Below are 12,485 nucleotides of genomic sequence, written 5' to 3'. Positions count from 1 at the left end.
TTTCCTTCCGATCAATCTGACTTCAATTTCAGCTAAAGCGCTTTCGTTTGTAATTATAATAATATACTGACCATTATCTTACAAGTATAAATTAACTAAATAATTTAATTATTATGATTAAATCCATTCTACATTTTTTTGCTTCATATTGTAGAAGAAGTTTTTACGGTTGATATACACGCTTTTTTTGCCAAAATGTTGCCTTTTCGGTATAGTAGTAATTAAAAAAATAGTGATTAGTCAGCATTTAACCCTCTCGACTTGAATAAAACAAGATTTTCCTTCATAATTAGAAGGCAATTAAACAAAACGTGGGGTGCCTTAATAATGAGCAAAATTAGAAGAAATGATCCGTGTCCATGTGGAAGTGGTAAAAAGTATAAAAAGTGCCATGGTGCTTCCAATGCAGCCTGGGTCAACCCCAAATTGATAAACGATTCACTTGATCGTTTACATCAAGAGGTAATTTCTTTTGCTATCAACAACAATCAAAATAAAATAAACGAACAAATCAAAAAGCATGACAACCCATTTTTACAAGATAATGTGGAAACGGCAGACGTATATACGACCGGCCTAACCATGTGGATCCTGTTAAATGTGCCTTGCTTGGCAAACAACCAAACAATATTTGACGTTTTTTATCACCATAGGAGAGCAACGTTAAATCAGCAGACAAGCAATGCATTTGCCAAATGGGGGAATTCTGTCCCATCTGTTTATGAAGTCATCACCGTTGATCAACAACAAAAACACGCTGTGACGGTTCGCGATATTTTGACAGAGGATTCCTTCCAAATTCCTTTCCATGATGGAGATGATTATCTAGAAGGAAGTCTAATTATTGGGACGCTTGTACCGTTTGCTAACCAGCATAACTTCTTTTATACGCTAATCAAGTTATACCGTCATGATAAAGAAGTTTTGCGAAATCTATTGCAGCAATACACGAACGAAACTGGCGGACTAAATAGGAATTTCCCTAATTTCTTAGCTGATGCACTTCTGCTTGGTGTTGATGCAAATGAATGGGACAATCCATTACATGAAGAGACAGCCCAATTATTTGCCAAACACATGGTTGACAAGGATATTAACGATGAGATTATTTTAAAAGGGGTTGCACTTTGGAATCAATACTGTAAAGCCGAAAACCCGTCCCTTAAAAAGGTTGAATCCTATGCAGCCGCTTTAGAATACTTAGTGCAAAAAACACTCCTAGCTAGCACAAACATTACACAGGGGCAGCTAGCAGAAGAGTACGGCGCGTCGCCTGGTACCGTTTCAACCATTTTCCGTAAATTATCGAATGTGTTGTCAGATGATGTGGAGTAGGAAATGCTCCTGTTATAATCTAATATTAACCTAAAAAAGCAATCGACCTTAAATTAGTCGATTGCTTTTTTGCACCGGGCCTCTAATAGAATCTGCTTAAAACAATTTCAGCTCACCAATCCGCTCAGCCGCTTCCTCCAATCGATCTTCTGAATCCAATAAGCCAACGCGTACATATCCTTCTCCTTTTTCCCCAAATCCATTTCCAGGTGCTACAACAACATGCGCTTTTTCTAGGAGTAAATTAGCAAATTCCGTTGAAGAATAACCCGTCGGAACTGGCAGCCAGGCGAAAAAAGTACCCTTTGGCGCATCTACCTTCCAACCAATTTGGTGTAATGCTGCAATAAAGCGATTACGGCGTCTTTCATATGTATCCAGCAATTCGCGCACTGGCGTCTGATCGCCTGTTAGGGCATCTGCAGCCGCTTGTTGAACCGCACCAAACAAACTAACATAAAGATGATCCTGAATGAGATTAATACTTCTCACTACGGATGGATTTCCTACAGCAAATGCGACTCGCCATCCAGCCATATTGTATGTTTTGGATAGCGTATAAATTTCAACACCAACATCCTTAGCACCTGCAGATTGCAAAAAGCTTTGTGGTTTCTTGTCATATCCAAGTGCACCATACGCAAAATCATGCACTACACATATATTATTTTTTTCCGCCAGTTCTACCGTATCATCAAAGAAATCTTTTGTTGCTGTCGCTGCTGTTGGGTTGTTTGGATAATTTAGGAACATTAATTTTGCCTGCTCCAATGCATCTATTGAAAGCTCGCTATAGTTAGGCAAAAAACCATTATCCTTGATTAAAGGCATGAATGTAGTTTCCGCATCAGCCATCGCAATCCCTGACATATAGTCTGGATATCCCGGATCTGGCAACAATGCCAAATCACCTGGATTCAATAAACATTGACTTAATTCCACAAGTCCTGTCTTTGCCCCAAAAAGAATGGCTACCTCATGTTCCGGATCAATCGTAACGTCATATTCTCTTTTATAAAAAGTTGCCACTGCTTCCTTTAAATAAGCAAATCCTTGAAAAGGCGAATATTTATGGTTGATGGGATCTGTTGCCGCTTCCTGTAAAGATGTCACAATCAAATCAGGCGTTGGCAAATCCGGGTTTCCCTGCCCTAAATTAATGATATCGCACCCCTGATCTATCAATTCCTGTGCCTTTTTCACAAGCTTTGCGAAAAACTGCTCAGGCAATCGCTTCAGCATTGCTGATTGTTCAAATGTTCGCACCCTAATCACTCTCCTGCCCTTATTCATTGATTTTCATGATAGCGATATCACCTATTTTTGTAAAGGAAAGAATGTTAAGACAAAAAACAAAATAAAAGTTATCCTTTTCCACAAAACCCTTTCCTAAATAACTATTGCCTATTTCATGGTTGATATAAACTGTGCACTAAGTGCTATGTTGATTTCACATTGTTTGTTGCTCTCTGCCCCGCAGCCCGTATACACTCCGCTTTCCGGGGGCGGCTGGAGAGCCTCCTCAGGCCAACACGACGTTGGTCATGAAGGCGTTGCCACAGGACGTGGCGATCTTAGCCTTTACTCCCTTTCCGCACTGCGGGGTCTCACCTATGCCTCTCATCCCCGTCAGAAGGAAGGCCGACTAAAAGCGGGCTTTGCGCCCAACGTCGGCATACCCCTATGAAGGGGCATGTATACGGGCTGCTTGCGAGGGAGTATATGCTCTAATATATCCCTGTAATCAAGCATTAATAACGGTAAGAATACGAGAAAGCCAACACTAGCGTAGGAAATACACGTAGACTCCTGCGGGAAAAGCAACAGCTGAAGATCCCGCAGGACAAGAAAAGCTTCGGCAGCGTTACATCGCACGCAGAAAAAGCGGTTTTCCTTTTTCAAGGAAGTGCTTTTCTTCCGAGGAAGCTGAAGCGTTGCCCGCGGAAAGCGAAGTGTATTTCCGTAGCGGTAAATTAGTGCACAGTTTATATCTGTTGTATAGCAAACACCAATCTTTTAAAAAACAAGCTTTGCCAAATCAAAAGTCTCCCTATGGAAAACGAATGACTTTTCCTCTATGATGAAAGGAAGGTTTATTGTAATCAAAAATTTGAAAATTCCAGTTTCATAACGTTATCAAGAAAGGTTGTGGGAAACGAATGAAATATGCTATTTATCAAATGGAAGTTGTTGCAGGGAATCCGGAAGCAAATCGTCAACAGGTTGAAGAGTGGGTTAAACGTGTCGTCAAACAGGAGCAGCCAGACACCATTCTACTTCCGGAAATGTGGAATACCGGCTATGCATTATCAGAACTAGCAAACATAGCAGATCAGGACGGGGAACCAACAAGATCATTTCTGCGTGAACTAGCCAAAACGTATAACATTAATATTGTTGGGGGTTCAATCGGCAATAAAAAAGACGATAAATTTTATAATACAAGCCTCGTTTTTGACCGTAATGGGGAACTCGTTTACCACTATGATAAAATCCATCTTGTTCCCATGTTGAATGAACATCAGTATTTAACAGGTGGACAAAAAAAGGTGCACACGTTTGAATTGGATCATGTTAAAATGGGACTTATTATTTGTTATGACTTGCGTTTTCCCGAATTGGCAAGACAACTGGCATTAGAAGATGCACAAGTACTGCACATTGTTGCCGAGTGGCCAATTGCTAGAAAAGACCATTGGAAAAACCTCCAACTTGCACGGGCAATCGAAAATCAGTTTTTTGTCATTTCCAGCAATACAGTTGGTACGTATAATGGGACGGAATATGCAGGTGAATCGATGGTGATCGATCCATGGGGTACACCAATTGCAACAGGCAGTGTCCGAAACACAGAAACAATTACAGCAACATTAGATCTATCTATTGTTCCAAAGGTTAGAAAAGATGTCCCAATATTTTCAAGTAGAGTTCCAGAAATGTATGACCTGTCTTAAACTATTTTTCTAATAAACTAGTTTAGAAGGAAGGAGGAAAATAAGATGAATAGAACAACAAAAGATATCATGTTACTTATCATTGGCTCACTTATTTTTGCACTCGGAATTAATTATTTCACCATTCCTAACCACTTATCAGAAGGCGGGGTTATTGGTGTAACGATTGTGACATATTATTTATTCGAGTGGTCACCTGGTGTCGTTAACTTCATCGTAAACGCAATATTACTAGCAGCAGGCTATAAATTTTTCAGCAAACGAATCATTTGGTATACCATCATCTCCATCGTGTTTTCCTCCATCTTTTTACATGTGACAGTAAATGTAGGTGAAGAAATAAATGGAGATACACTGCTTGCTGCATTATTTGCCGGCTTAACGGTTGGTCTCGGACTAGGACTGATTTTTCGCGCCGGGGGAACTTCAGGTGGATCAGCCATCCTTGCCCGCCTAGCGAACCAGTTTTTAGGGTGGAGCATTGGAAAAGGAATGCTCGTAATTGATATTCTTGTCATCGCCGGATCCGCCTTTATCATCGGCCGGGAAAAAGCGATGTATACGTTAATTGCCGTTTATGTTGGCGCCAAAGTAATTGATGTGGTTGTCGAGGGCGCAAATGAACGGACGGCAGTATTGATTATTTCGAGGAACCCTGATGAGGTATTGAACCAAGTAACAACGAAAATGGCCCGTGGTATCACGGTATTAGACGGAAAAGGCGGATACACAAAAGCAGATAAAGAAGTTTTATACCTTGTCGTAAATAAACAGGAAATTGTCCAACTAAAAAAAATCATCCAGGATATTGATCCAGACGCATATGTGACCGTTCATAGCGTGCAGGAGATATTTAGAAAAGGGTATAAAGGGTCGCTAACTAAGAGTTGATAACGAAATAAAAACGCTTGGAACACAACTGCCTCCTTTCCTGCAGGCACAGTGCATATTCCAAGCGTTTTTTAATGAGAATATAATAGTTACCGACTACTTTCTCGAACAATCAATTCTGTTGCCAAGGTGACCTTCTTTGCAACTGTCCGGTTAGCAAGAATTCTTTCTTCTAACAATGAAACAGCTGTCTCCCCCATTAATTCCGTTGGTACTCGCATCGTACTTAATGATGGAGAAACATACTTTGCTACACTTGAATCATTAAATCCGATAATGCTGACCCTATTTGGAACGTCAATTCTATAGTCAGTTAATGCGCGCAATGCTCCAATAGCGATGGAGTCATTTGCACAAAAGAATGCAGTAGGCAAATCATCTTTCAATTTCCCGATTGCCTCCTCCATCATTTGATAACCAGAATCGACTGAAAATGAACCGTTAAAGCAATACCCTTCCACATATAAACCATTTTCCTTCATGTAGTTCTGAAAACTTTCATATCTTGGGTCTAACAGTGTGCTTGTTGAATCAGAGAATTGCTCCTCGCCAGCCAACATGCCAATTTTCATATGGTCATGCGCATGAAAATGAGACAAGATACTGTTTGTAGCCTGATGGAAATCAACGACAACGGAATCATACGATGGGAAAGCGTGACTATCATCCACAAAGCAGATGGTTGAACTCCATTCTCGCAATTGCTTGATTTGTTGTTCGGAAAACTTGCCGATTGCGATGATTCCATCTATCTTCATGCTGCTTTTTTTATCCGTGTGCTGAAAAATACGGATATACTCGTACTGGTCATTCCCCATCTTTTTCTCAGCGCCATGCCGGATGGAATAATAATACATGTCATTCAATTCTTCTGACTCCGTGTACCATTGCACAATCGCTATCCGCAACCGCTTGTTCACTTTTTTGTTTTGATGCTTTTTATAATCCAACAACTCTGCAGCTTGAAAAATCCGTTTTTTCGTATCTTCTCCTACTGACAAAGTCGGATCACCATTAAGCACGCGTGATACGGTAGCAATGGATACATCTACCCTTTTTGCTATATCTTTAATCGTCGCCATTTTCTCAACTCCGATTTCCTTTTATCTAACCAAAAGGAATACATTATATTTTTACTAAATCTTTTACTTCCCATTCCCTTTCAAACTTTCCTAAAATGGTTTATGACTTAAGTATACGTTTTCACTAATTTTTAGTAAAGGACTATTTTATAAAGTGCAATAATAAGTGATTTAGGATAAACATAGTCAGCTGCCTAATAAAACAGACGCTATATTTTAACTAAAATAATTATTATTTTTACTGAAATATTTGAAGAACATCATTGTGAAGATACCTAATTCATAGTAAACTGAACATAGTTAACAAAATTTCATTACACCATTTTGTAAGCGCATTAACGAATGAATTTAGAGGAGGGGATCTTTCCATGAAAAACCTCAACAACGAATTTCAAGAAGTTTTTGGGACCGCTAAAGAGCCATCCCAATTCTTCGCACCAGGTAGAATTAACCTAATCGGAGAGCATACAGACTATAATGGCGGACACGTCTTTCCAGCAGCAATTTCGTTCGGCACCTATGCACTTGGAAGCAAACGGAATGATTTGAAATTCCGCTTTTACTCAATGAACTTCGCTGAAACCGGGATTATCGAATGTGATCTGAAGGATTTACGTTATAAAGAAAAGCATGACTGGGCGAATTATCCGAAGGGAATGATAAAGTACATCATGGAATCAGGATTTCCCATTACCAGAGGTGCGGATATCCTTTATTATGGAGACATTCCGAATGGTGCCGGTCTTTCATCATCTGCCTCTATTGAAATGGCGACCGGCGTTTTGCTAGAAAACCTTTTCGATCTAGAAATAGACCGTATCCAAATGATTACGCTTGGACAGAAAGTAGAAAATGACTATATTGGGGTAAACTCTGGTATTATGGATCAGTTTGCGATTGGCATGGGCAAACTGGATCATGCGATTCTATTAAACTGTCAAACATTGAAATATGAATACGCACCGATTAAGCTGGATAATCATGCCATCCTAATTATTAACACAAATAAACAGCGCACGCTTGCAGGATCGAAATACAATGAACGCCGCACCCAATGTGAACACGCTCTTCGCGATTTAAAAACAGAGCTTGCCATTGATAGTCTCGGCGTTCTAACCAGTGAACAATTTGAACAGCATAAACACCTCATCCAGGATGAAATAAACCGGAAACGTGCAAGACATGCTGTTACCGAGAATGTTCGTACGGTCGTGGCATTAAAAAAACTGCAAGCTGGTGATCTGGGTGCGTTTGGAAAGCTAATGAATGAATCCCATCAGTCCTTAAAATATGATTATGACGTTACTGGTGTAGAGCTTGATACGATCGTAGAAGCAGCCTGGGATGTAGAAGGTGTGTTAGGTGCTCGTATGACTGGCGCCGGTTTTGGCGGGTGTGCCATTGCGATTGTTGAAAAGGATAAAATCGAAAACGTGAAGCAACATGTAAATACCACTTATCGGAACACGGTTGGTTATGATGCAACATTTTACACAGCGGCAATCAGTGACGGCGCAAAACAAATGACAGAAGGAGTGCTTTAAATGCGTATATTAGTTCCAGGTGGGGCAGGTTATATTGGCTCTCATGCGGTATATCAATTAATTGATCGAGGGGATCAGGTTGTTGTTGTCGATAGTCTGGAAACTGGCCATAGAGAAGCCGTCCATCCACAAGCAACATTCTATCAAGGTGATATACGCGATATTGATTTTTTACGTCATATTTTTGCAAAGGAAGGGATTGACGCAGTTGTTCATTTTGCAGCCAATTCACTTGTTGGCGAATCAATGGAGAAACCACTTAAATACTTTGATAACAATGTGTATGGTACACAAGTATTACTGAGGGTTATGGTCGAACACAATGTGAACTATATCGTGTTCTCTTCCACTGCCGCAACTTATGGAGAACCGGAGTCTATTCCATTGACCGAAACAATGCGGGCTAATCCGGCTAATACCTATGGTGAAACAAAATTGACAATGGAAAAAATCATGAAATGGACAGAACAGGCCCACGGTATTCGGTTTGTTTCATTGCGATACTTTAATGTTGCTGGTGCACGGAAATCTGGAGAAATCGGCGAGGATCATCGTCCAGAAACACATCTAGTCCCTATTATTTTACAGACAGCGCTTGGTCAACGATCCCATATTACGATTTTTGGCGAGGATTATGATACACCAGACGGTACTTGTATTCGCGATTATGTCCATGTGGAAGACTTAATTCAGGCACATCTTTTAGCATTGGATTATTTGCAAGACGGTGGTCAAAGCGATATTTTCAACCTTGGCAGCAGTCAAGGCTTTTCCGTGAGAGAAATGATTGATACAGCACGTGCTGTTACAGGCAAGGAGATACCAGCTCAGTCCGGTGAACGCCGATCCGGAGACCCTAGCACCCTGATTGCTAGTTCCGATAAAGCCAAAAACATACTAAAATGGAACCCTACCCGAACATCAATTGAAACCATTATGGAAGATGCCTGGAATTGGCACATGGAACATCCAAACGGCTATGGAAAGGAGTAATCCAATCATGATCTACCAGGACTTGGCAGGGCTGATTCAGCAGGCAACAAATAAAGGATTAATTGATAAAGCTGACCGTATATATGTACAAAACCAAGTAATGCATTTATTGCAACTAGAATCATTTCCGGAAAAGATCAATAACGTAAGCGATGGAACAATTCCCGATTTACTGGGAAAACTTGTTGACTATGCAATCGAATATCATGTCATTGAGGATGTTTTCGATGATAAGGAAATGCTTGCCGCGGCTATCATGAACTGCTTTGTTGCGCGCCCATCTGTTGTAAATGCCACTTTCCAGGAAAAATACGACCACTCTCCTGAGGCTGCAACCGATTATTTTTATCAATTAAGTCAAAACAGCAATTACATTCAGATGAATCGTATTAAAAAAAACATCCATTTCAAAGCAGATACACCATACGGAAAATTAGATATCACCATTAATTTATCCAAACCAGAAAAAGACCCAGAACAAATTAAACGAGAACGCGAAATGAAAAAAACAACTAATTATCCAACATGTGTTTTATGCGTGGAAAACGAAGGATACAATGGCAGAACCGGTTATCCTGCCCGTGCCAATCATCGCGTCATTCGTATTCCGATTATGAATGAAAACTGGTATCTGCAATATTCGCCATATGTTTACTATCCGGAGCACAGCATTTTACTAGCAGAAGAACATCAGGATATGAAAATAGATAAAGATGCCTTTGAACGACTGCTTCTGTTCACGGAAAAATTCCCACATTACTTCATCGGTTCGAATGCTGATCTGCCAATTGTTGGGGGATCGATTTTGACCCATGATCACTACCAGGGTGGCCGCTATGAATTTGCTATGACAAGGGCAGATAATAGATTCACATTTGAACTTGATGGTTTTTCAGACGTGTTAGCTTCTGTTTTGAACTGGCCCTTATCCGTAATTCGCCTGAAAAGCTCGGAAAAAGAACAATTGCTTGATGCAGCTGATCATATTTTACAAACATGGCGTGACTATTCTGATGAACTTGCGGGTGTGAGAGCTCACACAGGAAACACACCCCATAATACGATCACACCAATTGCTCGAATACGAGATGGCGTACATGAATTGGATCTTGTTTTACGTAACAACCGTACATCTGAAGAATATCCATTGGGAATTTTTCACCCACATGCAGATGTCCAGCATATTAAAAAGGAAAATATCGGGCTGATTGAAGTAATGGGTCTTGCAGTACTGCCTGCACGATTGAAGGATGAACTTGCGGCAATTGAACAATTTTTACAAGACAAATCAGATAATGTAGCAAACTATCACCAAGACTGGGCGCAACAGATGAAGGATACGTACGGAACAGTAGCAAGTTCTATCGATGCCAAGACTATTATACAAAAAGAGCTAGCAAAAAAATTTATCCGCGTTCTTGAGGATGCCGGCGTATTCAAGGAAGATGCGGCATTTAACCGATTTATCAAAACGCTGAATAAGTAGGTGATCGAGCACATGAATATTTCGCAACAAACTAGATTAAATAAATGGACAGAATATACGCTTACGAACGATAATGGCATGGCTGTCAGCATACTAAACTACGGTGGAATTATTACAAAAATCATTGTTCCAGACAAGGATGGAACAATGGAAAATGTCGTCTTAAGCTATGATGATTATGCCGACTACGAGGAAAACCCCCATTTTTTTGGTGCCCTTATTGGTCCCGTAGCAGGTAGGATTCAACATGCTTCCTTTCATCTGGAAGGAGGTACCTATAAATTGGAAAAAAATGAAGGAAGTCACCATCTCCACGGAGGTTCAAACGGATTTCATCATAAAATTTGGGATGCCGAAACGTTTCAAACGAATGATTCGGTTGGTTTAAAACTTGCCCATGCTAGTAAAGATAGAGAAAATGGCTATCCCGGAAATAGAGAAGTCACTGTTACGTATACACTGAACAATGCCAATGAATTGTCACTTGATTATTGGGCCAGCACTGATCAAACAACAGCTATGGCTTTAACGAATCACTCCTATTTTAATTTAACTGGAAATCTGAAGAAACCTGTTCACAATCATCATGTTACATTTGCTAGCGATTGGATTGTCGAACTTGATCATGAACTGATACCGACTGGAAAACTAATGGAAACTTCCGAAACCAGTTTTGCTTTTCATAATGGGCGGATGCTTGGCGATGGCTTCCAATCTGATTCAATTCAACATCACATTGCAGGCAACGGATATGACCACTATTTTCTTTTTAACACTGAAGGTAATGTGATCGTAAATGAGGCTAATTCCGGACGTGTCATGACTGTAAAAACCGATCAACCTGGAATGGTGATGTATACCGCCAACGGATTGGATGATGGACTACGCTTAAGCGAAGGTCTTTCCCAGAAGCATCTTGGTGTATGCTTTGAAACACAGGCATCCCCGGCATCATTGCATCACAAAGGCTTTCCAAGTGTACTATTACACGCTGGAGAAGAGTACAAGAAGCGAACTGTATTTTCGTTTGGTGTCGGGAATTAACTATAAAGCTGAAGCGGCCTTTGTCAGTAGTAAGTGCCGCTTCAACCTTGCCAATTTACACTACTCCATCAATTTCCAATCTGCTTAAACTCTATCATTTTTGCCGATTCATAAATTTTTTTATATAAAAAATTCGCACATATGATATAATAAAAGAAAAAAGTAATGGGGAATAGATATGTTAAAAGACTTATTTATTGGTATGTCACAGAATAAAATTTTGAATGCGCTTGCACAAAAGTATGGCTTTAAACTTGGAGCCCAATCGGTTGTCGCTGGGACAAATATAAAAGAGATGATTGAAAGCGTTAAAGAACTTAATACACAGGGCATCTCTGCAACAATTGATAATTTAGGAGAATTTGTTTCCGATAAGCAAGAAGCTATCGCAGCTAAAGAACAAATTATCGAGGTTATTGAAGCAATTCACGACAACCATGTGGATGCCCATATCTCTTTAAAAGCAACCCAACTTGGATTGGACATTGACTATAACTTCTGTTTGGCTAATTTAAGAGAGATTGTCGCAAAGGCCAATGAGCTAAATATTTTTATTAACTTTGATATGGAAGATTATAGTCACTTGCAGCCTTCTTTTGATCTCTTAGACGAGCTATCAAAGGATTACAGCAATATCGGTACTGTTATCCAATCTTATTTCTATCAATCGGAAGAAAATATTCAAAAGCATAAAGACTATCGTTTGCGCATCGTAAAAGGTGCATACAAAGAACCAATGGAAGTAGCATATCAAGATAAAAAAGATATTGATGAAAACTTTATCAAGTTAATCGAATCTCATTTGCTACATGGGAAATTCACATCAATCGCAACCCATGACCACCATATTATCAATCATGTTAAGAAATTTGTTAACGAACATAATATTGCCAAGGATAAATTTGAGTTCCAAATGCTGTATGGTTTCCGTAAAGATTTGCAGTTTGAGCTCGCAAAAGAAGGTTATAATTTCTGTACCTATGTACCATTTGGGACAGATTGGTATGGCTATTTCATGCGCCGTCTTGCCGAACGTCCACAAAACCTGAATCTAATGGTCAAACAGGTTTTTAACAAAAAGACGAATACAATGATCGGAATTGGTGCAGGAGCATTCATACTAGGTCGGCTAAGCAAGAAAAAATAGAATCATAGA

The 12,485-nt window shown here is 39.9% G+C and carries 10 protein-coding genes; 8 read left to right on the top strand and 2 right to left on the bottom strand.

Going from position 1 to position 12,485, the window contains the following annotated elements; translation table 11 throughout:
* Positions 1–327: 327 nt before the first annotated feature.
* Entirely contained in the window at positions 328–1,335 is a 1,008-nt protein-coding gene (locus tag C8270_RS08975; RefSeq protein ID WP_106496505.1) for a YecA family protein, read from the top strand.
* 96 nt (positions 1,336–1,431) lie between these two features.
* On the opposite strand, the gene C8270_RS08970 is transcribed toward C8270_RS08975, so the two are convergent.
* Complete coding sequence (locus C8270_RS08970) at positions 1,432–2,601, bottom strand: pyridoxal phosphate-dependent aminotransferase (protein ID WP_106496504.1); 1,170 nt, start codon at positions 2,599–2,601, stop codon at positions 1,432–1,434.
* A gap of 893 nt (positions 2,602–3,494) precedes the next feature.
* Between C8270_RS08970 and C8270_RS08960 the strand changes: the two genes are divergently transcribed.
* Together C8270_RS08960 and C8270_RS08955 are read left to right on the top strand one after the other, a co-directional pair.
* A complete protein-coding gene (locus C8270_RS08960) occupies positions 3,495–4,289 on the top strand; it encodes a carbon-nitrogen family hydrolase (RefSeq protein ID WP_106496502.1) in 795 nt (264 codons plus the stop codon).
* Between the two features lie 45 nt (positions 4,290–4,334).
* Complete coding sequence (locus C8270_RS08955; RefSeq protein WP_106496501.1) at positions 4,335–5,180, top strand: YitT family protein; 846 nt, start codon at positions 4,335–4,337, stop codon at positions 5,178–5,180.
* A gap of 89 nt (positions 5,181–5,269) precedes the next feature.
* On the opposite strand, the gene C8270_RS08950 is transcribed toward C8270_RS08955, so the two are convergent.
* Positions 5,270–6,262 (bottom strand): LacI family DNA-binding transcriptional regulator, encoded by a 993-nt coding sequence (locus C8270_RS08950; RefSeq protein ID WP_106496500.1) that lies wholly within the window; start codon positions 6,260–6,262, stop codon positions 5,270–5,272.
* 368 nt (positions 6,263–6,630) lie between these two features.
* On the opposite strand from C8270_RS08950, the gene C8270_RS08945 reads away from it, so the two are divergent.
* The 5 genes from C8270_RS08945 to C8270_RS08925 all read left to right on the top strand — a co-directional run bounded on the left by C8270_RS08945 (position 6,631) and on the right by C8270_RS08925 (position 12,476).
* Positions 6,631–7,806, top strand: a complete 1,176-nt coding sequence (locus C8270_RS08945) for a galactokinase (RefSeq protein ID WP_106496499.1) — start codon at positions 6,631–6,633, stop codon at positions 7,804–7,806.
* On the top strand, positions 7,807–8,799 hold the full coding sequence (gene galE / locus C8270_RS08940; protein ID WP_106496498.1) for a UDP-glucose 4-epimerase GalE: 993 nt from the start codon (positions 7,807–7,809) through the stop codon (positions 8,797–8,799). It abuts the gene before it with no gap.
* A 7-nt stretch (positions 8,800–8,806) separates the two neighbouring features.
* A complete protein-coding gene (galT, locus tag C8270_RS08935) occupies positions 8,807–10,285 on the top strand; it encodes a UDP-glucose--hexose-1-phosphate uridylyltransferase (RefSeq protein ID WP_106496497.1) in 1,479 nt (492 codons plus the stop codon).
* Between the two features lie 12 nt (positions 10,286–10,297).
* A complete protein-coding gene (locus C8270_RS08930) occupies positions 10,298–11,329 on the top strand; it encodes an aldose epimerase family protein (RefSeq protein ID WP_106496496.1) in 1,032 nt (343 codons plus the stop codon).
* Between the two features lie 178 nt (positions 11,330–11,507).
* Complete coding sequence (locus C8270_RS08925) at positions 11,508–12,476, top strand: proline dehydrogenase family protein (RefSeq protein ID WP_106496495.1); 969 nt, start codon at positions 11,508–11,510, stop codon at positions 12,474–12,476.
* Positions 12,477–12,485 lie beyond the last annotated feature (9 nt).

The organism is Lentibacillus sp. Marseille-P4043 (genome assembly GCF_900258515.1).
In the GTDB taxonomy this organism is placed as follows: domain Bacteria; phylum Bacillota; class Bacilli; order Bacillales; family Amphibacillaceae; genus Lentibacillus_C.
Note: the sequence above shows the minus strand (reverse complement) of the source record. Positions and strands in the feature narration are given on the sequence as shown.

What these genes read in the sequence shown, in the direction of transcription:
- C8270_RS08975 (WP_106496505.1), top strand. Translation starts at nt 328, where the DNA reads ATGAGCAAAATTAGAAGAAATGATCCGTGTCCATGTGGAAGTGGTAAA.
- C8270_RS08960 (WP_106496502.1), top strand. Translation starts at nt 3,495, where the DNA reads ATGAAATATGCTATTTATCAAATGGAAGTTGTTGCAGGGAATCCGGAA.
- C8270_RS08955 (WP_106496501.1), top strand. Translation starts at nt 4,335, where the DNA reads ATGAATAGAACAACAAAAGATATCATGTTACTTATCATTGGCTCACTT.
- C8270_RS08950 (WP_106496500.1), bottom strand. Translation starts at nt 6,262, where the DNA reads ATGGCGACGATTAAAGATATAGCAAAAAGGGTAGATGTATCCATTGCT.
- C8270_RS08945 (WP_106496499.1), top strand. Translation starts at nt 6,631, where the DNA reads ATGAAAAACCTCAACAACGAATTTCAAGAAGTTTTTGGGACCGCTAAA.
- galE (WP_106496498.1), top strand. Translation starts at nt 7,807, where the DNA reads ATGCGTATATTAGTTCCAGGTGGGGCAGGTTATATTGGCTCTCATGCG.
- galT (WP_106496497.1), top strand. Translation starts at nt 8,807, where the DNA reads ATGATCTACCAGGACTTGGCAGGGCTGATTCAGCAGGCAACAAATAAA.
- C8270_RS08930 (WP_106496496.1), top strand. Translation starts at nt 10,298, where the DNA reads ATGAATATTTCGCAACAAACTAGATTAAATAAATGGACAGAATATACG.
- C8270_RS08925 (WP_106496495.1), top strand. Translation starts at nt 11,508, where the DNA reads ATGTTAAAAGACTTATTTATTGGTATGTCACAGAATAAAATTTTGAAT.